At 32.2% G+C, this 24,748-nt stretch carries 21 protein-coding genes; 14 read left to right on the top strand and 7 right to left on the bottom strand.

The genetic code is table 11. The annotated features are described in order from the left end of the window. Nucleotides 1–24 precede the first annotated feature (24 nt). Nucleotides 25–915, bottom strand: coding sequence for an aldose 1-epimerase family protein (locus tag M3P09_RS09300; RefSeq protein WP_249972923.1), 891 nt, complete (start codon nucleotides 913–915; stop codon nucleotides 25–27). An 82-nt stretch (nucleotides 916–997) separates the two neighbouring features. Here M3P09_RS09300 and pabB point away from each other — a divergent pair, with 82 nt between their 5' ends. Continuing rightward, a complete protein-coding gene (gene pabB, locus M3P09_RS09295; RefSeq protein ID WP_249972922.1) occupies nucleotides 998–2,290 on the top strand; it encodes an aminodeoxychorismate synthase component I in 1,293 nt (430 codons plus the stop codon). Here the strand turns inward: pabB and M3P09_RS09290 are convergent. Continuing rightward, nucleotides 2,287–2,979, bottom strand: a complete 693-nt coding sequence (locus M3P09_RS09290) for a sigma-70 RNA polymerase sigma factor region 4 domain-containing protein (protein WP_249972921.1) — start codon at nucleotides 2,977–2,979, stop codon at nucleotides 2,287–2,289. The genes pabB and M3P09_RS09290 overlap by 4 nt on opposite strands. Nucleotides 2,980–3,103: 124 nt before the next feature. Between M3P09_RS09290 and tilS the strand changes: the two genes are divergently transcribed. From tilS to M3P09_RS09270, 4 genes are read left to right on the top strand one after another with little or no spacing between them, the layout of a single operon-like run. Beyond that, nucleotides 3,104–4,414, top strand: coding sequence for a tRNA lysidine(34) synthetase TilS (tilS, locus tag M3P09_RS09285; RefSeq protein WP_249972920.1), 1,311 nt, complete (start codon nucleotides 3,104–3,106; stop codon nucleotides 4,412–4,414). Between the two features lie 52 nt (nucleotides 4,415–4,466). Beyond that, nucleotides 4,467–6,089 (top strand): adenine deaminase, encoded by a 1,623-nt coding sequence (gene ade, locus M3P09_RS09280; RefSeq protein ID WP_249972919.1) that lies wholly within the window; start codon nucleotides 4,467–4,469, stop codon nucleotides 6,087–6,089. Nucleotides 6,090–6,149: 60 nt separating this feature from the next. Further along, nucleotides 6,150–6,767, top strand: a complete 618-nt coding sequence (locus M3P09_RS09275) for a carboxypeptidase-like regulatory domain-containing protein (protein WP_249972918.1) — start codon at nucleotides 6,150–6,152, stop codon at nucleotides 6,765–6,767. Between the two features lie 35 nt (nucleotides 6,768–6,802). Continuing rightward, a complete protein-coding gene (locus M3P09_RS09270; protein ID WP_249972917.1) occupies nucleotides 6,803–7,765 on the top strand; it encodes a YheT family hydrolase in 963 nt (320 codons plus the stop codon). Here the strand turns inward: M3P09_RS09270 and M3P09_RS09265 are convergent. Continuing rightward, nucleotides 7,762–9,231, bottom strand: a complete 1,470-nt coding sequence (locus M3P09_RS09265) for an SLC13 family permease (RefSeq protein ID WP_249972916.1) — start codon at nucleotides 9,229–9,231, stop codon at nucleotides 7,762–7,764. The genes M3P09_RS09270 and M3P09_RS09265 overlap by 4 nt on opposite strands. Before the next feature lie 128 nt (nucleotides 9,232–9,359). Between M3P09_RS09265 and M3P09_RS09260 the strand changes: the two genes are divergently transcribed. The 9 genes from M3P09_RS09260 to M3P09_RS09220 all read left to right on the top strand — a co-directional run bounded on the left by M3P09_RS09260 (nucleotide 9,360) and on the right by M3P09_RS09220 (nucleotide 21,295). After that, nucleotides 9,360–9,821 (top strand): (2Fe-2S)-binding protein, encoded by a 462-nt coding sequence (locus M3P09_RS09260; RefSeq protein WP_099566030.1) that lies wholly within the window; start codon nucleotides 9,360–9,362, stop codon nucleotides 9,819–9,821. A 20-nt stretch (nucleotides 9,822–9,841) separates the two neighbouring features. After that, on the top strand, nucleotides 9,842–12,061 hold the full coding sequence (locus tag M3P09_RS09255) for a xanthine dehydrogenase family protein molybdopterin-binding subunit (RefSeq protein ID WP_249972915.1): 2,220 nt from the start codon (nucleotides 9,842–9,844) through the stop codon (nucleotides 12,059–12,061). Nucleotides 12,062–12,069: 8 nt separating this feature from the next. Beyond that, nucleotides 12,070–13,089 (top strand): XdhC family protein, encoded by a 1,020-nt coding sequence (locus tag M3P09_RS09250; protein WP_249972914.1) that lies wholly within the window; start codon nucleotides 12,070–12,072, stop codon nucleotides 13,087–13,089. Nucleotides 13,090–13,100: 11 nt separating this feature from the next. Then, nucleotides 13,101–13,718, top strand: a complete 618-nt coding sequence (locus M3P09_RS09245) for a nucleotidyltransferase family protein (protein ID WP_249972913.1) — start codon at nucleotides 13,101–13,103, stop codon at nucleotides 13,716–13,718. Beyond that, nucleotides 13,715–15,382, top strand: a complete 1,668-nt coding sequence (locus tag M3P09_RS09240) for a formate--tetrahydrofolate ligase (protein ID WP_249972912.1) — start codon at nucleotides 13,715–13,717, stop codon at nucleotides 15,380–15,382. Before M3P09_RS09245 ends, M3P09_RS09240 begins: the two co-directional genes overlap by 4 nt. A gap of 88 nt (nucleotides 15,383–15,470) precedes the next feature. Beyond that, on the top strand, nucleotides 15,471–16,295 hold the full coding sequence (gene fdhD, locus M3P09_RS09235; protein WP_249972911.1) for a formate dehydrogenase accessory sulfurtransferase FdhD: 825 nt from the start codon (nucleotides 15,471–15,473) through the stop codon (nucleotides 16,293–16,295). Between the two features lie 6 nt (nucleotides 16,296–16,301). Further along, nucleotides 16,302–17,954 carry an NADH-ubiquinone oxidoreductase-F iron-sulfur binding region domain-containing protein gene (locus M3P09_RS09230; RefSeq protein WP_249972910.1) on the top strand — a complete coding sequence of 551 codons (1,653 nt, stop codon included), beginning with the start codon at nucleotides 16,302–16,304 and terminating at the stop codon, nucleotides 17,952–17,954. Nucleotides 17,955–17,960: 6 nt separating this feature from the next. Beyond that, complete coding sequence (gene fdhF, locus M3P09_RS09225; RefSeq protein WP_249972909.1) at nucleotides 17,961–20,690, top strand: formate dehydrogenase subunit alpha; 2,730 nt, start codon at nucleotides 17,961–17,963, stop codon at nucleotides 20,688–20,690. Between the two features lie 23 nt (nucleotides 20,691–20,713). Next, nucleotides 20,714–21,295 carry a DUF4202 domain-containing protein gene (locus M3P09_RS09220; protein WP_249972908.1) on the top strand — a complete coding sequence of 194 codons (582 nt, stop codon included), beginning with the start codon at nucleotides 20,714–20,716 and terminating at the stop codon, nucleotides 21,293–21,295. Between the two features lie 6 nt (nucleotides 21,296–21,301). On the opposite strand, the gene moaA is transcribed toward M3P09_RS09220, so the two are convergent. From moaA to moeB, 4 genes are read right to left on the bottom strand one after another with little or no spacing between them, the layout of a single operon-like run. Further along, nucleotides 21,302–22,309: a GTP 3',8-cyclase MoaA gene (gene moaA, locus M3P09_RS09215; RefSeq protein WP_249972907.1), complete on the bottom strand. Its 1,008-nt coding sequence runs from the start codon at nucleotides 22,307–22,309 to the stop codon at nucleotides 21,302–21,304. Further along, complete coding sequence (moaCB, locus tag M3P09_RS09210; RefSeq protein ID WP_249972906.1) at nucleotides 22,309–23,220, bottom strand: bifunctional molybdenum cofactor biosynthesis protein MoaC/MoaB; 912 nt, start codon at nucleotides 23,218–23,220, stop codon at nucleotides 22,309–22,311. Before moaCB ends, moaA begins: the two co-directional genes overlap by 1 nt. Before the next feature lie 2 nt (nucleotides 23,221–23,222). Further along, nucleotides 23,223–23,666, bottom strand: coding sequence for a molybdenum cofactor biosynthesis protein MoaE (locus M3P09_RS09205; protein ID WP_249972905.1), 444 nt, complete (start codon nucleotides 23,664–23,666; stop codon nucleotides 23,223–23,225). Further along, the gene (moeB, locus tag M3P09_RS09200; RefSeq protein ID WP_249972904.1) at nucleotides 23,659–24,741 is read right to left on the bottom strand and encodes a HesA/MoeB/ThiF family protein; all 1,083 of its coding nucleotides are present in this window, start codon (nucleotides 24,739–24,741) and stop codon (nucleotides 23,659–23,661) included. The genes M3P09_RS09205 and moeB overlap by 8 nt, the downstream gene beginning before the upstream one ends. Nucleotides 24,742–24,748: the final 7 nt, after the last annotated feature.

The following is a 24,748-nucleotide window of genomic DNA, read 5'->3' as shown; positions in this document are numbered from 1 at the left end:
GACTGCAAATTTACTATTAATTTGTTAGACTAAATGATTATTATGTATTTCGATAGTATAACCAGCTTCAAAAGTTTTTCCAGCGTGTAGGGACAGAATACCTTCCTTAGTTTTAAAATCTTGATTGGTGTTTTCGCTATCTGCAATTCCTAACCATGGCTCAATACAAACATAATCACCATCTGGTTTTGCCCAAATACCTAAATAAGAGAAATCGTGATAACTTACCGTAAGGATACTCCCATTTAATTTGCTTTTTAAAGTTACTTTTTTAGATTTTAAATCTTTAAAAATTAAAGCGTCTCTGTTAAATAAACCATGAGTTAATTTAATGCTATCTGAATTTTTAAGAATAGGCTCTGCTTTTGAAGAAATTAAACCATTTTTCATATTAATTAAATGAGTTTTAGCATTTTCAATGTGTTCAAACTCTAAACTATAATCGTTGTAATTTTCATTTTCAAATACAGGGCACTTAAAAGCAGGATGCCCACCAACAGAAAAATACATGGTTTTATCATCACAATTTTTAATGCTATAAAGCACTTTTAAATTATTATCATCAAGTAAATAAGTTATATAAAACTCAAACTTAAACGGGTAGCGATTAAGAGATGTTTCATTATAAAACAATACAAAAGTTAAACTGTTTTCTGTTTGTTCATGCAACTTTATATTTTTGTTATGCCTAATAAAACCATGTTTTGGCAAGCTATACTCTTTATTTTCAAAAAAGTAAGCATCGTTTTTTAAAGTTCCAATAATAGGGAATAGGTTTGGCGCATAGCTATTCCACACATTTGGGTTTGCACCCCACATAAACTGTGTGTTGTTTTTTATTGAGGAAATTTCGCAAAGTTCTGCTCCAATATTTTTTACAGCTATCTTTAGTTTGTTATTTTGTAAAGTGTGCATCAAAAATTACATTTAAAGTATTCTACAAAACTCTTAATTTTTTAAGTATTCTAAGTAACTTTACGCCATAAACTTTTTATTGTTGAGAACTACCTTTTTTCATAAAACTAAATCATCTAAAATTTTTAAAAGCCAATTATTGATTTGGGCACAACAGTTTGAAGATGTAGTTTGGTTAGATTCTAATAATTACGAGCAAAGCTATTCTAATTATGATGCGGTTTTAGCAGTTGATGCTTTTACAAGTATTCAAACTGATTTTCATGATAGTTTCGAAAAATTGAAAGAATACCAAAATCATACAAATGATTGGATTTTTGGTTATTTAACCTACGATTTAAAGAATGATGTTGAAGCTTTAAGCTCTAACAACTTTGATGGATTAGAATTTCCTGATTTATACTTTTTCCAACCTAAAAAACTTTTTTTGATAAAAGACAATCAGGTTGAAATTCAATATTTAAAAGGTGTTGAAGATGAATTGGAAGAAGATTTAAATGTAATTGAACAAATAAACGAATCAACAAAACCACAAATAAGCAATTCTATTAAAATAAAACTTCGCATTCACAAAGATGAGTATTTTGAAAAGATAAACCATATGCTAGCCCACATTCATCGCGGTGATATTTACGAAGCTAATTTTTGCCAAGAATTTTATGCAGAAAACACAGCAATTAATCCATTAGAAACTTATAATAAACTTAATACTATTTCAAACCCACCTTTTGCAACTTTTTTAAAACATCAAGACAAATACTTACTATCGGCTTCACCAGAACGTTATTTAAGAAAGACAGGTAACACTATTATTTCTCAACCTATAAAGGGAACGGCAAAACGATCGGATGATTTAGAAGAAGACCAATTATTAAAGGAAGAGTTACTTAAGGATGAAAAGGAGCGAAGCGAGAATATAATGATAGTTGATTTGGTTCGTAACGATTTGTCCAAAACGGCTATAAAAGGAAGCGTTATGGTTGAAGAGTTATGTGAAATTTATACTTTTGATCAGGTACATCAAATGATTTCAACAGTAACGTCAAAAGTTGAGGAAAATACACACCCTGTTGATATAATAAAAAGTACATTTCCTATGGGAAGTATGACGGGCGCTCCAAAAATTTCTGCCATGAAAATTATTGAAGATTTAGAAGAAACAAAACGTGGACTCTATTCTGGCACTGTTGGTTACTTTTCGCCAAATGGCGATTTCGATTTTAATGTAATTATTCGTAGTATTTTATATAACAAGACTAAGCAATATGTTTCTTACTCGGTAGGTGGTGCCATAACTGCCAAAAGTAATCCATTGAAAGAATATGAAGAATGTTTAGTGAAAGCTAAGGCAATGCGTACAGTTTTAGAACATTAGCCCAAGTGTTTTTTTAAACTTTCAATGGTTAAATTTAAAATACGTTCTACACGTTTTGCTTCTATCTTTTTAATTTCGGCAACTTCGTTGTATGAAAGTCTTCCAAAAACAAATAAATCTACAATTTCTGATACTTTTAGGGGGAGCAAAGTGTAGAATTTACCCAATACGTTTTTGTTGTGTAATACCGACATATCTTCAGCTTCAAGCATATTTTTTATTGATGTAGTATCATTATCATACAAAAAAATATGTTTTTGCTTTTGGTTTTGCTTATATGAAATATCATTAAGCTCCTCATTCATTATAAAATCAAAACCTTCATCTACAGTAAAATTTTCTTCCAATCCATCCAATTCTTCTTCTAAAATTGAGTTTGTACTTAAAGTATTTTGATGAAACGCTTCTTTTTTAAAAAGTTCATCTAAATCAGAATCTACAATTTTAAATAGCTTAATTTTTATAGCAAAAGCATCCATGTCTACATCGTAACCTTCTTCGTAAAATTTAGCAATAGCTTCGTCAATAAAGTCGTTTGAAATATACATGTTTTTAGGAATAATGCCCTTAGACTCGCATATGTATAACCGATGTTTTATGTAAGCGTGTAGATGTTGTGTTGCAGAGATTACTTTTTTATTAAAAATATTAAGAGTGGTTTTATCGTTTAATTTATCTATTGAGCACATAACTTTTATGTATTAAATTTATACTTTAAAGTTACTAAAAGCATAATTTTTAAATATGATTTTTGTCATTGTTCTCTAAGTATAAGTTGTGTATATAAATGGTCAATGTTGTATATTTGAAAACATGCTAGAGCAATTTAAAAGTCATATAAAAAATAATTTTTCGATCTTAAAAGAAAGCAAACTACTTGTTGCCATATCTGGCGGATTAGATAGCGTGGTTTTAATGCATTTATGTCACCAATTTGGTTTGAATATAGCTCTAGTACATTGTAATTTTAATTTAAGAGGTGAAGAAAGTGATAGTGATGAAAATTTCATATTGCAGTTGGCTGAAGATTTAGATTTAGAAGTTTTTATTGAAAGCTTTGATACCGAAAATTATGCTAAAAAAAACAAACTATCTATACAAATGGCAGCTCGTGAGTTGCGCTATAATTGGTTTGAAGAGTTAGCGGCACAATTGCAATTTGATTATGTTTTAACGGCACATCATGCCGATGATAATTTAGAAACATTTTTAATTAATTTATCTCGTGGTACAGGTTTAGATGGTTTATCAGGAATTCCAGTTATTAATGATAAATTAGTAAGGCCGTTATTGCTGTTTTCTAGAGAAGCAATTGAAACCTATGCAAAAGATAATAATCTAAAATGGAGAGAGGATAGCAGTAACATTTCAACCAAATATTTGAGAAACAAATTGCGACACGATGTAATTCCAATTTTAAAAGAAATTAATCCTCAATTATTACAAAATTTTAGTAAAACACAGGCTTATTTAAAAAACTCAAAACTTATTATTGAAGATCGAATTGAAGATGTTTTTACAGATATAGTTAATCAAACGGATTCGCAGTCTATATCTTTTGATGTTTCTAAGATTAAAAAACTAAGTAAACCCAAGGCTTATTTGTTTGAATTTTTAAAAGATTACAACTTTACCGAATGGGATGATGTAGAGAACCTTTTAGATGCCCAATCTGGAAAACAAGTCTTTTCAAATACTCATCGTTTATTAAAAGACAGGAGGTTTTTATTATTAACTGAAATTACTTCCGAAAGCTATAAACCGATTAAAATCTTAAATCTTGACAATAAAATTGAAACTCCTTTTGGGGCTTTAATTTTCAATAAAATTGATTTGATAGTAGAAAATTTGAGCAATACGGTTTATGTAGATAAAGATAAATTAAATTTTCCTTTAACCATTCGAAAATGGGAGGAAGGAGATGTTTTTTACCCATTAGGAATGACAGGTAAAAAGAAGCTAAGTAAATATTTTAAAGATGAAAAGATTTCACTTTTTGATAAAGAAAATGTTTGGGTACTATGTTCTGGAAAAGATATTGTTTGGGTAATTAACCGGCGCGCAGATAATAGATTTAAAGTAACAGAAGCCACTAAGCATATTCTTAAAATAGAATTAAAATAAGTTGTTATACTAGGCACAAAATAAGTGATTCACTCAAAAATTAAATAGTAATTTGAAACTACAAGGAAACATAGTTGATATACAAAATAAACGAATTTATAAAGGAGAAATCTATATTGAAAGCGGAAAAATCAAGTCTATTATAGAAAAAGATCATAACGTAAATCATTATATTCTTCCTGGCTTTGTTGATGCACATATTCATATTGAAAGCTCTATGTTGGTGCCAAGTGAATTTGCTCGCTTAGCAGTAACGCATGGTACAATAGCGACAGTTTCTGATCCGCATGAAATTGCTAATGTTTTGGGAATTGAAGGTGTTGAGTTTATGATTGAAAATGGCAAACAAACACCATTTAAATTCAATTTTGGAGCACCATCTTGTGTGCCAGCAACAGCATTTGAGTCAGCTGGAGCTGTTATAGATTCAGATGATATTAAGAAACTGCTCGAAAATCCAGACATCAAATATTTAGCAGAAATGATGAACTACCCAGGGGTTTTGTTTGGTGATGAAGAAGTCATGAAAAAGATAGCTTGGGCAAAATATTACAATAAACCTGTTGATGGACACGCTCCTGGTTTAAGAGGAAACGAAATTAGTAAATATATTAATGCTGGAATATCTACAGATCATGAGTGTTTTACATATGAAGAAGGATTAGAAAAACTTCAAAAAGGTATGAAAGTTTTAATACGTGAAGGTAGTGCTGCCAAAAATTTTGAAGCTTTAATTGATTTGCTTCCAGAGCATTTTGAAAACATGATGTTTTGTAGTGACGATAAACATCCAGACGATTTAATAATTAGCCATATTAATAAGCTTTGTGCTAGAGCTGTTACAAAAGGTATTGATGTGTTTAAAGTTTTACAAGTAGCTTGTGTAAACCCAGTAAAGCATTATAATTTAGATGTAGGTTTGTTACAAGAAGGCGATTTTGCTGATTGTATTATAGTTGAAGATATGTATGACTTCAAAACGCTTCAAACTTATGTAAATGGTGAATTGGTTTATGATAATGGAGAATCTTTGATAAAACCAGTTCCTTTCGAAATATTAAATAATTTCAATTGTGATAAAAAGAAAATTTCAGATTTTAGATTTGAATCTTCAGCAAAACAAATAAGAGTTATTGAAGCTTTAGAAGGGCAATTAGTTACAAATGAATTACGAGAAGATGCTTTAATTGAAAATAAAAATATAATTTCGAATATTGAAAAGGATATTTTAAAAATGTCAGTTGTAAATCGTTATGAAAATCAACAACCAGCGATTGCATTCATCAAAAATTTTGGATTACATGAAGGAGCTATTGCATCGTCTGTTGGTCACGATTCTCATAATATAATTGCTGTTGGAGCCTCAGATGAAGCAATTTGTAGAGCAGTTAATTTGATTATAGAAAATGAGGGAGGCATTTGCGCCGTTTCAAACTATAAAGAAGAAGTAGTGCCATTACCTGTAGCTGGTATAATGAGTGATAAAGATGGCGATACTATTGGAAAACACTATGCAAAGTTAGATAATTTAGCAAAAGAGTTGGGCTCAAAATTGAACGCACCTTATATGACGTTATCGTTTATGGCATTATTGGTAATTCCGTCTTTAAAACTTAGTGACAAAGGGTTATTTAATGGTACAAACTTTAAGTTCACATCTTTAGAGTATAATTAAATTATTTGTATCTTTAAAAGATTAAAAAAATTATGCGATATGAAATTTAAATGTACTATAATGTTATTTGTACTAAGCTTTTTTATGCTAAATATAAATGCTCAAAAAAATAATAAAAAAACGATTATCTATGGGTTTGTTAAAGACTCATTAAATAAGCCTGTTGCTAATGTTTCAATTTTTATCAATGGAGTAATAACCAATAAAAAAACAAATTCTAAAGGTTATTATAAAATTAGATTAAAAAAGGCACCTAATAAAGTATCAGTTTTGTCATCTACTTATGGAGTTGAAGAGGTATTATATGAGAATGAGAATAAAATTAATTTTGTTTTTGACAAGAGTAGTTTGACAAAAGATAAATTCAATTACACAATTTATAAAAAAAAGCCAAAAAGAGTTATTGCTGCCAACAGAGTATATAATACTATATATGATTATTTTAGAGATCGCGTAAGTGGTGTTAGGGTTAGTGGAAATAATGAAATTCTTGTTAGAGGTATAACAAGCTTACGAAGTAATACTGCTCCTCTTTTTGTAGTAAATAAATCTCCAATTAGAAACATTGATACTATAAATCCTAATGAAATAAAATCAGTATCCGTTTTAAAAGGACCAGAATGTGCTGCATACGGTTCAAGAGGTGCAAATGGTGTAATTCTAATTAATACATATTAACCTTATCATAAAAAACTTTTTAGAGTATTTCTATAATGCCCATTAAAGAGTCTACCTACAAGCCATCATTTTACTTTAAAAAGGGATTTGTTTCTACTGTTTTTTCCGGTTTAATAAGACGTGTAAAAGAGTTAAATCAGGAGCGAGAACGCATCATTTTAAACGACGACGATTTTATAGACTTAGATTGGAGTTTTTCAAAAGAAAAAAGCAATAAACTTATTGTTTTATTACATGGGCTAGAAGGAAATGGACAACGGCCTTATATGACAGGTACTGCAAAATTGTTTAATGAAAATTCTGTAGATGCCGTTTGTGTAAATTTCAGAAGTTGTAGTGGAGAAGATAATCTAAGATATAGAAGTTATCATTCTGGTGCTACTGATGATTTAGTTGAAATTATTCAATATATAACTTCAACTAAACAATATTCAGAAATATATTTAAAAGGATTCAGCCTTGGTGGTAATGTTATTTTAAAATATCTAGGGGAAGGTAATGATATTCCAAAACAGATTAAAGCAGCTATAGCAATTTCCGTACCTTGTTATTTAAAAGGTTCTTCAAATGAATTACATACATTTAAAAATATATTATACCACGACAGATTTAAAAAACATCTAATTTCTAAGTTGAAAATTAAGCAATTGCAATTTCCTGATATACTGAATGTTAGAATAGTTAAGTCTATTAATACTTTACTAGATTTTGATAATGTTTATACCTCTAAAGCACATGGCTTTAAGGATGCATTTGATTATTACGAAAAGTGCAGTAGTCTACAATTTCTTAAAAATATAAAAACACCAACTTTAATTATAAATGCCCTTAACGATTCGTTTTTATCACCAGAATGCTATCCTGTAAAAGAAGCTAAAGAAAACCCAAATCTTTATTTAGAAATGCCAAACCATGGTGGACATGTTGGATTTGTTGATAAAAAGAATATCTATTATAACGAAAGGCGAGCTTTGGAGTTTGTTAGCTTATTGGGTTAATTTCTAAGTTGTTCAGGAAAACCTTCAATTACAATGCTCCATAATTCTGGGAGTAAAAAGTATACAAAAAGAGTTAAGATTATAATTGAAATTATATTCATAAAGAAGCCTTTATTTACCATATCTGGAATTTTCAAGTAACCAGACCCAAAAACTACTGCATTTGGTGGCGTTGCAACAGGCAACATATAAGCACACGATGCAGCAACTGTTGCGCTAACCATTAGTATAAATGGGTGTATGTCTATGCTTAAAGCCATTGGGGCTAATACGGGCAGAAGCATTGCAGTTGTGGCAAGGTTTGACGTAATTTCGGTTAAAAAATTTACAGCAGTAATAATAAGTAAAACTAAAAAGAAAGTATTTAAACCAGCAAATGATGTCATTTGATTACCAATCCACAAAGCTAATCCCGTGGTTTCAAAACCCTTAGCTAGTGCCATGCCTCCGCCAAATAATAGAATGATACCCCAAGGTAAATTTTGCGTGTCCTTCCAAGAAATTAATTTTTTATGTTTTGATTTAGACGGAATTAAAAAAAGTATTAAAGCAAATAATATGGCAATGATAGTATCGTCTATTTGAGGAAATATTTTTTGTAGTAAAAAAGATCGTGTAATCCAACAAAAAGCTGTTAATGCAAAAATAATAGATACTAATTTTTCTTCGTAGGACATGTTTCCAAGTGAAGCTAGTAAGCGCTTAATTTCCTGTTTCCCTCCAGGGAACTCTTGTTGTTTAAATGAAAACGCGAATGAAGTCAAATATTTCCAACATATTATTAGCAAAATAATTGAAATTGGAAACCCAAATATAAACCATTGCAAAAAAGTTATTTCATAACTATAAATTTCAGAAACAACACCAGCTAAAACTAAGTTTGGTGGTGTGCCAATAATGGTTGCTAAACCACCAATTGATGCACTATATGCAATAGCAAGCATTAAAGCCTTTCCAAAAATTAAGTTTTCATCTTCAGCAGTTTCAGGATTATCTTTTAATTGTTTAATAATAGCAATTCCAATGGGTAACATCATAACTGAAGTGGCAGTATTGGATATCCACATTGACAAAAATGCAGTAGCTATCATAAAACCAAGGATAATTTTTTTAATGTTTGAACCAATAAGATTAATGATGTTTAAAGCAATTCTTTTATGCAAATTCCATTTTTCAATAGCAATAGCAATAATAAACCCACCAAGATATAGAAACACATATTTATGTCCGAATGAGGTCGTAGTTGATGTAATATCTAAACTTCCAGAAAGTGGAAATAATACAATAGGTAGTAAAGCAGTTGCTGCAATTGGAATTGCTTCAGTAATCCACCAAATAGCGATCCAAGCAGTAGAAGCTAAAACACCATTGGCTTCATCTGATAATCCATCTGGAGCAAAAAAGAGTCGAATTAATATATAAAAAATAGGACCCAGAAACAGTCCTATGCGTTTTGTATTTATCATCTTTTAATTTTAAAATACATTTAACTTTATTAAAACCATGTTAAAAAAATAACTATCCGTAAAAATAGCTTTTATTTTTTTGTACTTTTTAAGAGAATTCTAAAATTCTTTTACTTAAATAAATAATTATGCCAACATTCAATTTAAAAATTAATAACGAAACCCATGCTGTTGAGGCAGATATGGATACGCCTTTACTTTGGGTGTTAAGAGACCAGATAAATTTAGTGGGCACAAAGTACGGCTGTGGTATTGGTCAATGTGGCGCTTGTACAGTGCATGTAGATGGTGTAGCTACCCGAAGTTGTTTACTTCAAATATCGCAAGCCGAAGGTCTGAATATTACGACTATTGAAGGGCTTTCTGAAAATGGTAATCATCCAGTTCAAGAAGCTTGGAAAGATATTGATGTTCCGCAATGTGGTTATTGCCAATCAGGGCAAATAATGACAGCTTCAGCATTTTTAAAAAGAAACCCTAGCCCTAGCAGCTCTGAAATACGAAATGCTATGCATGGTAATATTTGCAGATGTGCTTCGTACAATAGCATTGAAAAAGCTGTTAAGGTTGCATCAGAGAAACTAAGTTAAACCTAAATATCAATCATAAAATGAAAACTTCAAAACAAATTACATTTAGCAGAAGATCTTTCTTAAAAACATCTACACTTGCAAGTGGTGGGATGTTAATAGGGTTTAACTTATTTAACGCTTGTAAGCAAGATGTAGTACCACCAATGGACATTAGTAAACTAAATTTTAACGATTTTAACGCATTTATAAAAATATCAGACGAAGGTAAAGTCACTATATTTTCACCAAACCCAGAAATTGGACAAGGCGTAAAAACTTCAATGCCTATGATTATTGCCGAAGAGTTGGATGTACCATGGGACGATGTATATGTTCAACAAGGAGTTTTAGACACTAAAAATTATCAGCGTCAAGTTGCTGGAGGAAGTCAATCTATTAGATTTGGATGGGAGCCATTAAGGCAAACAGGAGCAACAGCAAAGCAAATGTTAATAAATGCTGCGGCGGCTAAATGGGGTGTTGATGCTTCAGAATGTACAGCTAAATTGGGTAATATTACAAATGCTAAAGGTGAAATGTTAAGTTATGGGGACGTGGTTAAAGAAGCCGCAGTATTAGAAGTTCCAGAAGATGTTAAGTTAAAAGATCCAAAGAATTTTACAATAATAGGGAAAAGTATTAGTAATGTTGATATTGATAAAATTACAACAGGTAAACCTCTTTTTGGTTTAGATTATAAAGAAGAAGGTATGGTATATGCCTCAGTTTTAAGAGCTCCCGCTTTCGGTCTGAAGCTAGAATCTTTCGATGCAACCGCTACTAAAGCTATGCCTGGTGTAATAGATGTTATTACAATTGGAGATAAAGTAAGGAAATACTTTGAAGATGGAAAAAATAATTGGTCAGTAAGACTAAACAGTAATGATAAGGTAGTTGTAATAGCAAATTCTACTTGGTCTGCCATAAAAGGAAAAAAAGCAATTAAAGCGGTATGGAATACAGAGTCTAATTTGGAAAGTACTGAGTTTCATGATAAATCATTAATTGAGTTGTTAGAAGGGAAAACCTTTAATACAATGCGATCTGATGGAAATGTTAAAAAAGCATTTGCTGAAGCTGATAAAGTTTTGGAGCGTACTTATGAATCTCCGTTTTTGCCACATAATTGTATGGAACCTATGAATTTTTTCGCAAATGTCACTGATGAAAAAGTGCATTTGGTAGGGCCAGTTCAAACTCCAGCAGCAGCGGCAACTGTTGTGTCAGATTTATTGGGTAGAAATATAGATGATGTTCACGTAGAAATGACAAGAATGGGTGGCGGTTTTGGACGACGACTTTACGGCGATTTTGCTTATGAAGCAGCCGAAATTTCTAATGCCATTCGTAAACCAGTAAAAATGATTTCTACTCGTGAGGATGATATGGGTACTGGGGTTTATCGTCCAGCCATTAAATATAAAATTGCTGCATCAATAAAAGATGGAAAGTTAACAGGCTATCATTTAAAAGAAGCAGCAATTAATAGTAATATGTATGGTCTAATTCCTAATTTTTTTCCAGCAGGAGCAGTTGAAAACTATCAAGTAGATGTAGTTAACTATAAAAGTAATATTACTACTGGAGCATGGAGAGCACCATATACTAATTTTTTGGCTAGTGCTGAACAAAGCTTTTTTGATGAATTAGCAGGAGTTATGGGGGTAGATCGTATTCAATTACATCTTGATTTATTACAGAAAGTAAAAGGAACCAGTGATGAACGCATTCAATATAATCCAGAACGATTAGAAGGTGTAATTAAATTGGTGGTAGATAAATCTAATTGGGGTAATACAAAAGAAGGGGTTTATCAAGGCTTTTCTGTGTATTATTGTCATAATACACATGTAGCCGAGGTTGCTGATATTATTATGGACAAAGGAGTGCCAATTGTAAAAAAAGTAACCTGTGCAGTAGACTGCGGAATTGTTGTAAACCCTTTAGGAGCGTTAAATCAAATAAAAGGAGGTGTTATTGACGGAATTGGACATGCTATGTATAGTGAACTAACATTTAATAAAGGGGTTCCTCAATCTGATAATTTTGATAGTTATCAATTGATTCGTATGGGACAAACTCCAGAAGTCGATGTGCACTTTGTCGAAAGCAATGAAAGCCCTACTGGTCTTGGAGAACCTACATTACCTCCAGTTGGAGCAGCAGTAGCTAACGCCATTTATGCCGCTACAGGTAAAAGACTCACTAAGCAGCCATATATGAATAATATCAATGTTGAAGAAAAGATTATTGGCTAGAAACTTTCATGACACACGAATTTAAAAATATAGTAGAAGAAGCTTTAATAGCAAAATCACAAGGAATAAAATCTGTTTTAGCATCTGTTGTTGCTCTAGATGGTTCTTCCTATAGAAGACCTGGAGTAAGAATGCTTATTCTTGAAAATGGGAAGATGATTGGTGCGGTGAGCGGTGGTTGTGTAGAAAAAGAAATTTTGCTACAATCTGAGACAGTTTTTAAAACAGATGAGGCAAAAATAATGACTTACGATGGTAGATATCGTTTAGGCTGCGAAGGTGTTTTGTATATTTTAATTGAACCCTTTCGCCCTAATGAATCTTTTACAAATGCTTTTAATAAATGTTTAGAAAATAGAAATAATTTCGTGATTCAATCTTATTTTGAAAAAAAAGAAGGAGTCATTTTTGGAATAGGGACTCAAGTAAAAATCAATAATAACTTATTTTCAATTTCAAAAAATATTGTAAAAACCAAAGAACACACACTTTCCGTTTTTAAACAAAATATGCCTCCATGTTTTAAATTAATAATAATAGGTGCAGAGCATGATGCTGTCCAGTTATGCAAATATGGAGCTTTAACTGGTTGGGAGATTACAGTTATTTCTGGAGTATCAGAAGCTAAATCAATTTCAGATTTTGTTGGAGCCAAAAACTTCTATGCTATTTCTCCAGAACAAATTGATGCTAAACTAATAGATAACCAAACAGCTATTGTTTTAATGACACATAATTTTGCTAACGATTTGCGATATTTGGTAGCATTAAAAAATACTGATCCAAATTATATTGGAGTATTAGGACCTGTAAAAAGGAGAGAAGATTTGCTGTCACAATTTATTGAATATTGTCCAAACGTAGAGGATGATTTTTTAGATATAATTCATGGTCCGGCAGGCCTTAATATTGGATCTGAAACACCACAAGAAATTGCTATTTCAATCCTATCAGAAATATTGGCTTTTACAAAAAAAAGGAATCCAAAATCACTTAGTAAAATAAACGGAAAAATTCATATTGATTAAATGAGTTTCATTTGAAAAATGAAGCATCAAATATAACCGTAGTAATTTTAGCAGCAGGAGCATCAAATAGAATGGATGAACCTAAACAGTTGCTAAAATGGGGTAATTCCACTTTATTAGGAAGCATTATTGAAAAAGCCAAAATGCTCAACGTTAAGGATGTTATTGTGGTTTTAGGTGCAAATTATCTACTCATAAGTAAAATCATTAAGCAATCAAAAATCACCATTTTAAATAATGTAAATTGGAAAAATGGATTGGGAAGTTCCATAGCTTTTGCTGTGAAACATATTATGAATGATACTATTAGAACAGACGCTACACTTTTTATGCTTGCTGACCAGCCCTTTATAGAAGTTGATTTTTTAAATACTATGATTAATCAATTTCAAGAAGGAAAACAATCAATTCTTGCTACTTCATATGATGAAAACAAATATGGTGTTCCAGTTATTTTTAGTAAAAGTTATTTTAAAGAACTTATACAGCTCAATGATGATAAAGGAGCAAAATATCTTCTAAAGAAATATAAATGTCATGTCAAAGTTTTAATACCTCCTGCAAAAAATGTAGATTTAGACTTTAAGAAAGACTATTTAAAACTTTATAAAACATATTTTAAAAAATGACCGATTTAGATATAGCCAAAAAGATTGAATTAAAGCACATAAGTAGCATCGCAGAAAAATTAGGATTACAGGCTGATGATATTGAAATGTACGGAAAGTACAAAGCAAAATTACCACATGGTCTTATGGATAAAGATAAGGTTGATAGATGTAATCTTATTCTAGTTTCTGCGGTATCTCCTACACCAGCCGGAGAAGGAAAAACTACGATGTCTATAGGTTTATCTGAGGGGCTAAATCAATTAGGAAAACAAACAACAGTGGTACTTAGAGAACCATCACTTGGTCCAGTTTTTGGAATAAAAGGAGGAGCAACTGGTGGAGGGCATTCTCAGGTGCTTCCAATGGAAGACATCAATTTACATTTTACTGGAGATTTTTCAGCGATAGAAAAAGCACACAATTTATTATCTGCTATAATCGATAATAATATCCAGAGTAAAACAAATTCAGTAGGTTTAGATCCAAGAACCGTGACATGGAAGCGTGTTATGGATATGAATGATAGATCGTTAAGGAATATAGTTATTGGCCTTGGAGGTACAACTTCTGGAGTGCCAAGACAAACAGGTTTCGATATTACAGCAGCATCAGAGATTATGGCTATATTATGTCTTTCAGACGATTTAGAAGACTTAAAAAAGCGCCTTGGAAATATATTTATTGGTTACACATTAAAACGAGAACCTATTTATGCTAAAGATTTAAAAGTTGAAGGCGCTATGGCAGCTTTATTAAAAGATGCTGTTAAACCTAATTTAGTTCAAACTATAGAAGGGAACCCTGCAATTATACATGGAGGACCATTTGCTAATATTGCTCAAGGTACAAACTCGGTTATTGCTACTCGTATGGGCATGTCTTTATCAGATTATGTGGTAACAGAAGCTGGTTTTGGAGCCGATTTAGGGGCTGAAAAATTCTTAGATATTAAATGTCAAAGTGCTGGTTTATCGCCTAAAGCCGTTGTATTAACTACTACGATTAGAGCACTTAAGTATCATGGAGGGGCAGATTTAAAAAATTTAACAGAAGAAAATGTTGAAGCCTTAACAAAAGGGTTGCCAAATCTTGAAAAGCATCTAGAAAACGTAAAACAATTCGGAATTACACCAGTTATATCAATAAATAGGTTTTTAACCGATAGTGATGAAGAAATTGAAACTATTAAGGATTTTGCAAAAAATAATAATGTAAGAGTGGCACTTGCTGAAGTTTGGGCTAAAGGAGGTAAAGGCGCCTTAGAATTAGCACAACATGTTATTGATATAGTTGAAGAAGGCTCATCTAACTTCAAGCCTTTGTACGATTGGGAATCTGATGTGAAAACAAAAATAGAAACTATTGCTACAAAAATATACGGAGCAGATGGTGTTGAGTATTCTGCTTTAGCAAAAAAAAATTTAAGAACCATTGCTAATTTAGGATTAGAAAAATTACCAGTATGTGTGGCTAAAACACAAAAATCGTTATCAGATAATCCTAAATTATTAGGACAACCTAAAGGTTTTTCAATAACAGTAAGAGAAATTGAAATAGCAGCCGGAGCTGGGTTTTTAGTTCCAATAACTGGAGATATGATGCGTATGCCTGGGCTACCAGCACATCCAGCTTCAGAAAATATCAATATTGATAACAATGGAAATATTTCTGGTTTGTTTTAATAACTATCACTTTAACAGATACTTACAATAATTTCGATTAAATTTGTGTAATAACTAATAATTACCATAAGATTAAAGAATAATAATTATGGCAATCCGAAACTATGAAGGCAAAAAATTTGATGTAGATGCTGTGAACAAAACTTTTGATTCACTCACTATAGAAGAGGCTTTGCAAATAAATATTAACGACAAACCCTTTACGGTTTCAATGCGAACACCTGGTGAAGATATGAGTTTGGTTAGGGGGGTGTTGCATTCTGAAGATATTATTAGCGATCCAAATTTTCATCCTGATATTATTTTAAAAAAGGAAAACGATGATGGTATAGTTACTATTGTTAATGTTATTATTCCTGAAGATAAACTAGGAAATGGTTACACTAATAGCCGTAGTTTACTATCGGTATCTTCATGTGGTATTTGTGGTAAAACTGAATTAGGAGACTTAACGTTTATTGGAAAAACAATTGATGATGCAAATAAAATAGATATCTCATTAATTCATCAATTATTTGAAAAAATGAATGTGTTACAGCACGATTTTAAACAATCGGGTGGCACACATGCTGCTGCAGTTTTTTCTTTAGAAGGAGAGTTATTATGCAGTATGGAGGATATTGGAAGGCACAATGCTGTCGATAAAATTATTGGTAAGTTAATAACAACTAATAAACTTAAAGAAGCAAAAATTATAACTGTTAGCGGGCGCATTTCTTATGAAATTGTTATAAAGTGTTTTAAAGCTAAAGTACCTTTTTTGGCTGCAGTATCAGCGCCATCATCACTAGCTGTCGATTATGCGAAAGAATTAGGAATTACATTATTTGCATTTTGCAGAGATAAAAGAGCAACTTGTTATTCAAATCCGCAACGAACCAAAATTACCAAAACTAATACTAAAGCGAGTTAAAAATATATGTCAGATAATTTAAGTGAATTATTAGGAAGAAAAGGAGTTAAAGAAAATCTCTTTGACAAGCTAGGTAATGTGGCAAAACAAGATGGTACACCAACTGAGGATGAATTAGCTAAACTTGCTGATGAGTTTTTAATAGGTAAGGCCAATACATTTGGTACCGCAAGTTTTTATGATTTTTTAAAACCTGAAAATAAAGGAAAAAAAGCATATGTGTGCAACGGGACAGCATGTGTTTGTGCAGGTACTCAAGAAGCTGTAATAGACTTACTTAAAAATCATTTTGTTTTAGATGAGATTGGGCATATGACTTGCTTAGGGCGTTGTCATGAAAACTCGGCTTTTCATTATGGTGGAAATAATTATTCAGGAACTGCTGTAAATAATTTGAATAGAATTATCGATTCTGATAACAATCTAAATCAAGATATATATAATGTAAAAGACAATGGGGCTAAAATTTTAACTCAAGATTTTACAAACATTTCTGAATATTATCAACCTTTTAAAGATGCTCTTAAAAAAGAATCTTCAGATGTTTTAGAAGAAATAAAAACGTCTAATGTTCGTGGGCGTGGCGGTGCTGGTTTTCCGATGGGATTAAAATTAGAATTTTGTCGAAATGTAAAAAACGATACAAAATTTATTATCTGTAATGCTGATGAAGGTGATCCTGGAGCCTATTCTGATCGTTATTTATTAGAACATCAACCGCATGCAGTCTTGTTTGGAATGCTAATTTCTGGGTATGTTACTCATGCAAATTATGGTATTCTCTACATTAGAGCTGAATACCCTGAAGCTGTAAAAATTGTTCAAAATGCTATTGATGCTTTAGAAACACAAGGATTAATAGGTGAAAGTATTGATGATAGTGGATTCGATTTTCAATTTAAAATAATACAAGCACAAGGCTCTTATATATGTGGAGAAGAAACGGCATTGATAAATTCAATTGAAGGGCAACGCCCAGAGGTACGTGTACGTCCTCCATTTCCAGCTCAAAAAGGATTGTTTAATAAGCCAACCACGGTTAATAATGTGGAAACCTTAGCAGCATTACATTATATAATTTCTAACGGAGGACAAGCCTGGAAAAGCATTGGAACAGAACGATCTTCTGGTACTAAATTAGTATCGTTAGATAGTTTTTTTAATAATCCTGGAATGTATGAGGTTGAGATGGGAACACCTCTTTCTGTTGTTGTAAATGAACTAGGTGGCGGTTTTAAGCAAGATGTAAAAGCATTGCAAATAGGAGGCCCACTCGGAGGCTTAGTACCTGTTTCAAAAATAAACGATTTAACAATAGATTTTGAATCGTTTTCTAAAGAAGGGTTTTTATTAGGTCATGCTTCCGTAGTTTGTGTCCCTTCAGATTTTCCAATCATGAAATTTATTGAACACTTATTTGACTTTGCTTCATATGAAAGTTGTGGTAAATGTTTCCCTTGCAGATTAGGAACAAAACGGGGGCAAGAATTATCAGAAAAAGCATTAACTTCAGATTATAAAATAGACAGAGCCTTATTTGCTGATTTATTAACAACTTTAGAACAAGGCTCATTATGTGCTCATGGTGGAGGAATTCCACTTCCTGTTCGTAATGCGATGCAGTATTTTGATGATGAATTAAAACAATACTTCAATTAGATTATTATGAGTAAAACAGCATATATAGATAATCAGGAATTTGAAATAGTTGAAGGAGAGACTATGTTATCTTTCATTAGGCGCTATAAAGAACAAGGACTTGTACCAACATTATGTGATGCACCAAACTTAGATCCTTTTGGATCGTGTAGAGTATGTAGTGTAGAAGTTGCTTTAAACGAAAATGGTACCGTAAAAACGATGGCATCTTGCCATACACCAGTAGCAGCTGGTCAATATATTTATACGAGTACAGAATCTGTGAAGGCGCTGCGTAAGAATATTTTAGAGCTAGTTCTAACCGATCATCCTTTAGATTGTCTAACCTGTGAAGTTAATGGCAATTGTGAGTTACAAACCGTAGCAGCCCAAGTGGGTATTCGCGAAGTGCGTTACCCTGAAGGTGATAATCATTTATATAGAATGAAAGATTTGAGCCATCCGTATATGACTTCAGATTTATCAAAATGCATCAACTGTTACCGTTGTGTACGTGCTTGCGATGAAGTACAAGGTGAATTTGTACTAAGTATGTCTGGACGTGGTTTTGACTCTAAAATTATAAAAGGATTAGATGATTCGTTTATGGATTCAGATTGTGTAAGCTGTGGCGCTTGCTCTCAGGCATGCCCAACATCTGCAATCTCAGACGTATTTCAATCTAAAGCTATTAAGCCAACTGAAACAACACGTACAATTTGTACCTATTGTGGGGTAGGTTGTAATCTTGATGTGGCAACTAGTAATGGAGAAATACTCAGTATTCAAGCACCTTATGATGCAGAAGTGAATCAAGGTCATACTTGTTTAAAAGGACGTTATGCTTTTAAGTTTTATGATCATCCTGAGCGTTTAAATGCACCAATGATTAAACGTAATGGAGCATTTGAAAAAGTGACTTGGGATGAAGTTTACGATTATATTGCAAATAAATTAACAGGATTTAAAGAAGAGTTTGGTCCAGATTCCATGGCTGGAATTTCTTCATCACGTTGTACAAACGAAGAGAATTATTTAATGCAAAAATTCTTTAGAGCTGTATTGAGTACAAATAATATAGATGGTTGTGCACGTGTGTGTCACTCTCCAACAGCATTAGGGATGCAACGAACTTATGGTACTGGAGCTGCAACAAATTCGATAGATGATTTAAAAGACACCAACTGTATTATGGTTATTGGAGCTAACCCAACTGATGCGCACCCAGTTACAGGAGCAAAACTAAAACAGTTTGTTATGAAATCTGATAACGTATCTATTGTTATCGACCCAAGACGTACAGAATTAGCAAAATATGCAACACATCATTTAGCTTTAAGACCTGGAACTAATGTGGCAGTACTTAATATGATGATGTATTATATTGTTACAGAAAACTTAGTCGATACATCGTTTATAGAAAATAGAACAGAAGGGTTTGAAGATTTTAAAAAAGAGTTATTAACTATTGATTTAGATAAAATTGAAGCTGTTTCTGGTGTTGCAAGAGGCGATGTCCGAGCTGCCGCAATCGCTTATGCATCTGCACCAAATGCTATGTCTTTTCATGGTTTAGGAGTTACAGAACATTTTCAAGGTACCTTTACAGTAATGCAGATTGCAGATTTAGCATTACTTACAGGAAACATTGGGAGGCGAGGTGTTGGTGTGAACCCATTGCGTGGACAAAACAATGTGCAAGGGTCTGCAGACATGGGTGTACAGCCACATCAAGGAGCTGGTTATTTGGACGTTACAAAAGATGATGTCAATAAAAAGTATAATGAATTTTATGGAGTTGATGTTCCAAAGCATATTGGATATAAAATTCCAGAAATGTTTGATGCAGCTCTAAAAGGAAATTTAAAAGCGATTTGGATTATTGGTGAAGATGTAGTACAAACCGATCCGAATACTCAAAAAGTTATAAAAGCACTTAAAGCAACCGATTTAGTTATTGTTCAGGAATTATTTATGACTGAAACTGCTAAATATGCCGATGTTATTTTGCCAGGAGCATCCTTCTTAGAAAAAAGCGGAACTTTTACCAATGGCGAGCGTCGCGTCCAAGCAGTAAATCAAGTGGTAGAACCTGTGGTTGGTTCTAAACCTGACGGGCAAATTATTGTGGATATAATGAATAGAATGGGTTATGAGCAACCAGATTATACCCCAGATGGTATGCTTGAGGAAATCTCACAAATTGTACCGTTTTTTGCAGGTATTAAATGGGATAGATTAGGTGAAAATGGATTGCAATGGCCAGTTGCACCTGATGGAACTGATACTCAAATTTTACATAAAACCGAATTTAAACGCGGTAAAGGAAAATTTGAATTTAACCCTTGGGAAGAAACTGTAGAATTAAAAGAACATGCAAAAGAATACCCTTATATTTTAACAACTAACAGAGAACTAGAACACTATAACTGTGGAGCGATGACACGTCGAACTGCTAACGAATTGATTCTTAAAGATGATTACTTAATGATAAATCCTGAAGATGCTAAAACTAATCTTATTAACGATGGTGATTATGTGTGCTTAGAATCTCCAAGAGGAAAAGTAGATGTTAAAGCTAGAATTACTGATGAAGTAAAACAAGGTATTTTAAGTACAACCTTCCATTTTCCTGACATTATGATAAATAATATTACAGGAGATGTCCATGATAGCGAAGCCATGTGCCCAGAATATAAAGTAGTTGCTGTACGTATCAGAAAAAGTAAAGGAAAGTTTAAAAAACAATTAGTTTAAGAGTATATAAATTAAAAGCCTCAATGTCAACAAAATTTGAAAAAGCGATACAGCTCATTGATAATGAAAACTCAAAAGATGTTAGAAAGGAATCTTTTGATAATAAAGAATACCCAAAAGAGTTACTGTATTCGCTTAGAATGACAAGTAAGCTTTTAGAGTATCTGCCTAGTGCATCTGACGAATTAAAAATTGCAGCTAGGGCTCAGCATATTAATCGTTGGATAATAGCAAGAAACACTTATTCTATGGATCGAGTAGGGTATTTGAAATGGAGAGAAGCACTTAAGAAAATGCATGCTGATATAACTTCTAGTCTTTTAGCAAAAGTTGGATACGACTCAGATTTTATTAATAGAGTTGTTTTTTTGATTAATAAAAAACTGATAAAAAAAGATGCGGATTCGCAGGTATTAGAAGATGTTGTTTGCTTAGTGTTTTTAGAATATTATTTTGAAGCCTTTTCGAGAAAACATGATGATACTAAGCTTATAGATATTGTAAGAAAGACGTGGAATAAAATGTCTAAAAAAGGACAAGAGTCTGCTTTAAAACTGCATTTTTCAGATAAAAGCTTGATGTTAATAAAGCAAGCTATTTCTTAAAAATTATTAGCCTCCAATTGTAATCATACTTCTGTTTTTGGTGTGTAATTGGGGTTTTTCTAGCTTTTCTAGCGTATCCATACCTCCTCTTACTTTAAATTTGGCTTGTATAGCTTTTTGAATAATAGGCTTAATGTCTTTTCCTTCTCTGAGAGTCGTTAACAAATCGGATTCGCTATTAGAAAACAAGCAATTTTTAAGCTGCCCATTCGCTGTTAATCGGATACGATTACAAGAATCGCAAAAGGGGTTGGTTACTGAGCTTATAATTGCAAAAGAACCTTTATAGCCTTTAATTTTATAATTTTTTGAGGTATCGTTTGGCGCATCTTGAATTCGAAGGACTTCATCTTTAGTAAAAGCATTATTTACATATTCCATTACTTCAGCATAAGACACCATTTTTTCTTTATTCCATTTGTTTCCATCAAAAGGCATAAATTCAATAAAGCGCACAGAGATTGGAAGTGTTTTGGTAAGGTTTATAAAATCAACAATTTCATTATCATTAAATCCTTTAATTAAAACAGCATTTAGCTTGACATTGAATCCTTCTTTTACTAAAAGTAAAATATTATTATAAACCACTTCAAAATTATTTCTACGTGTAATTTTATTGAATTTTTCAGCAATTAAAGAATCTAAACTCACATTAATATTACGGATGCTACAAGCTTTAAGTGTATCAATAAAACGGTGGACTATTACTGCATTTGTAGTAATTGAAAGCTCTACAGGTAGTGTTGCTAATTTTTCTAAAACAATATTTACATCTTTCCTGACCAAAGGTTCTCCACCAGTAAGTCTAATTTTAGTTACGCCATTATCGACAAAGGTTTTGGCAATGGTGTATACTTCATCAAAAGACATAATATGTGACTTTGGAGATAGAGGAATTCCTTCTTCGGGCATGCAATAGGTACAACGTAAATTGCATAATTCGGTTAAAGAAATACGCAAATAGCTGTGTTTTCTACCAAAAGTATCAGTCAATATGTTTTTTCTATTTTCCATTAGTCGTGTCTTGCACCTTTAAAAATCCTAAAAATATGAAGTAAAGAAGGGAATATTGCATCCATAGATTCTTTTGCTCCGTTAGTAGACCCCGGTAATGCTAAAACCAAACTATCTTTATAAGTACCGGCCACACTTCTTGACAGCATAGAATAGGGAGTCCTTTCTTGTCCATAGCTGCGAATAGCCTCTTCAATCCCTGGAATATTCCTGTCTAAAAGTGTTGCTAAAGCTTCTGGAGTTACATCACGTTTTGATAACCCTGTGCCTCCCGTAAAAATAATTAAATCGATACCTTGAGATTGATAGGTTTTTACTTTTGATTGAATTACATCGGCTTCATCAGGAATAACTTTGTATTCTGAAATAGTAACATCACTTTTTTCAAGCTTTTTAATAATTGCTTTTCCTGCTTTATCTTCTTTTTGTCCTGCAGAAATAGTATCAGAACAAACTACAACAGCTGCGGTTATATCTTTTCTAAATTTATCTTTAAAATCGGATTTTCCGCCCTTTTTATTCAATAATTTTATGCTGTGTATTTCAACACCTTTATCAATTGGTTTAAGCATGTCGTACATGTTTAATGCTACTACACTGGCACCATGCATCGCTTCAACTTCAACACCAGTTTTATAAATGGTTTTTATAGTACATAAAACGATAATTTCTAACCCGCTAACTTTGTATTCTATTCCTGTAAATTCAATGGGTAGAGGATGACAGTCTGGTAATAAATCTGGAGTTTTTTTAACACCTAATAAACCTGCTGCTTTACTCATAGCAAAAACATCTCCTTTAGGAACCGTTTTATTTTTAATCGCTTCAATAGTTTCAGGCTTACTTACTTTTACGATGGCTTGAGCAGTAGCTATCCTTAAGGTGTTTATTTTGTGTGTGATGTCTACCATAATCAATTATTAACTTTCCATTGATGTGTTTCGTCTTCAAAAATCTCTTTTCCAAATACAGGAACGTCTGCTTTTATTGCTTCAACAATATATTCCAAAGCTTCAAAAACGATTTTGCGCCTTGGTGATGAAACAAATACAAATAAGCATATTTCTCCAGCGTTAACTTTTCCTAAACTATGATAAATGTGCATGCATGTGAGGTCGAATTTTTTAAAAGCGGACTCTCTAATCTCATTAAATTTATTGTTTGACATATCTTCATAAGCCGTGTATTCAATTGCTGATACTGTTTTTCCATCAACTACATCAGCTCTCACTTGGCCAAGAAAAATGTTATGCGCACCAATACTTGTTTTCGTTTGATGTTTATATATTGAGTTGCCTATAAATTCTGAGGTTATGGCACCTTCTTTAAATACGTTTTTAGGTTTTTTGTTATTCATTTGATGATACTTTTGTATAATTATTTAATACTGTAGCTCCTTCTTTTAAGCTGAAACAGTTTGTAATGTTCAGCTCATTTAACATTTGAGTAGCTCGTTTACTTCTAACTCCAGATTGACAAAAAAGTACTTTCTTTTTATCTGAAGTAATTTTGCTTAAACTTTGTTCTAGTTGACTAAAAGGGATATGTGAAACTTTTATACTTTCAATTTTTGGTTGCTCATGTGGTTCTCTAATATCTATAAATTGAATATTTTCTTCAGAAATTATATCGTCTATTGAAACTTCTAGCACTTCCATTTCACAATTTTCACTGATTTGTTTTTTGTGAAAATTGTTCTTTTCTTCTAAAATAGATTGAATAATGGCTTCATTTCTATTTACTTTCAAAGTTGAAACCTTTGAGGTTAGAGCATTATAAAGCAAAAGTTGTCCAGAAAGCACATCTCCAATGCCTAAAATAATTTTCAAAACTTCATTAGCCTGCATACTACCAATAATTCCAGGGAGTATTCCCAATACACCAATTTCTGAGCAATTTGGTATTGTACCTTCTTGTGGCGGATTTGGAAATAAACATCTGTAACTTGGCCCTTTTTTATAATTAAAAACAGAAACCTGTCCTTCAAACTTATAAATAGCCCCAAAAACCAAAGGCTTATTTGTAATAAGACAAGTATCGTTTACGAGATAACGCGTTTCAAAGTTATCAGACCCATCAACAATAATGTCGTACTGATTAAATAAATCGATAGCATTTTGATAATTGAGTTGAAAAGGGTATGCGGCTATAGAAATTGTATCATTTAAATCCTCTAATCTTTCTTTAGCAGCAATGGCTTTGTTTTTTCCTAAACATGATGAGCCAAATAAAATTTGACGTTGCAAATTAGAAAGTTCAACAACATCAAAGTCTATAATGCCAATAGTACCAACCCCAGCGCCAGTTAAATATTGTAAAACTGGGCATCCCAAACCCCCAGCTCCAATAACTAAAACTTTTGCTTTGGAGATTTTGTCCTGTCCAACTTGTCCGATTTCGGATAAAATGATATGTCTATTATATCTACTCATAATTTAA

Source organism: Jejuia spongiicola, assembly GCF_023502325.1.
GTDB lineage: Bacteria > Bacteroidota > Bacteroidia > Flavobacteriales > Flavobacteriaceae > Wocania_A > Wocania_A spongiicola.
This window is presented reverse-complemented; position numbering and strand designations above follow the sequence as displayed.

What these genes read in the sequence shown, in the direction of transcription:
- fdhD (WP_249972911.1), top strand. Translation starts at nt 15,471, where the DNA reads ATGGCAATCCGAAACTATGAAGGCAAAAAATTTGATGTAGATGCTGTG.
- M3P09_RS09290 (WP_249972921.1), bottom strand. Translation starts at nt 2,979, where the DNA reads ATGTGCTCAATAGATAAATTAAACGATAAAACCACTCTTAATATTTTT.
- fdhF (WP_249972909.1), top strand. Translation starts at nt 17,961, where the DNA reads ATGAGTAAAACAGCATATATAGATAATCAGGAATTTGAAATAGTTGAA.
- M3P09_RS09260 (WP_099566030.1), top strand. Translation starts at nt 9,360, where the DNA reads ATGCCAACATTCAATTTAAAAATTAATAACGAAACCCATGCTGTTGAG.
- M3P09_RS09205 (WP_249972905.1), bottom strand. Translation starts at nt 23,666, where the DNA reads ATGAATAACAAAAAACCTAAAAACGTATTTAAAGAAGGTGCCATAACC.
- M3P09_RS09265 (WP_249972916.1), bottom strand. Translation starts at nt 9,231, where the DNA reads ATGATAAATACAAAACGCATAGGACTGTTTCTGGGTCCTATTTTTTAT.
- moaCB (WP_249972906.1), bottom strand. Translation starts at nt 23,220, where the DNA reads ATGGTAGACATCACACACAAAATAAACACCTTAAGGATAGCTACTGCT.
- moaA (WP_249972907.1), bottom strand. Translation starts at nt 22,309, where the DNA reads ATGGAAAATAGAAAAAACATATTGACTGATACTTTTGGTAGAAAACAC.
- moeB (WP_249972904.1), bottom strand. Translation starts at nt 24,741, where the DNA reads ATGAGTAGATATAATAGACATATCATTTTATCCGAAATCGGACAAGTT.
- M3P09_RS09240 (WP_249972912.1), top strand. Translation starts at nt 13,715, where the DNA reads ATGACCGATTTAGATATAGCCAAAAAGATTGAATTAAAGCACATAAGT.
- tilS (WP_249972920.1), top strand. Translation starts at nt 3,104, where the DNA reads ATGCTAGAGCAATTTAAAAGTCATATAAAAAATAATTTTTCGATCTTA.
- M3P09_RS09255 (WP_249972915.1), top strand. Translation starts at nt 9,842, where the DNA reads ATGAAAACTTCAAAACAAATTACATTTAGCAGAAGATCTTTCTTAAAA.
- M3P09_RS09230 (WP_249972910.1), top strand. Translation starts at nt 16,302, where the DNA reads ATGTCAGATAATTTAAGTGAATTATTAGGAAGAAAAGGAGTTAAAGAA.
- M3P09_RS09250 (WP_249972914.1), top strand. Translation starts at nt 12,070, where the DNA reads ATGACACACGAATTTAAAAATATAGTAGAAGAAGCTTTAATAGCAAAA.
- M3P09_RS09300 (WP_249972923.1), bottom strand. Translation starts at nt 915, where the DNA reads ATGCACACTTTACAAAATAACAAACTAAAGATAGCTGTAAAAAATATT.
- M3P09_RS09220 (WP_249972908.1), top strand. Translation starts at nt 20,714, where the DNA reads ATGTCAACAAAATTTGAAAAAGCGATACAGCTCATTGATAATGAAAAC.
- M3P09_RS09270 (WP_249972917.1), top strand. Translation starts at nt 6,803, where the DNA reads ATGCCCATTAAAGAGTCTACCTACAAGCCATCATTTTACTTTAAAAAG.
- M3P09_RS09275 (WP_249972918.1), top strand. Translation starts at nt 6,150, where the DNA reads ATGTTATTTGTACTAAGCTTTTTTATGCTAAATATAAATGCTCAAAAA.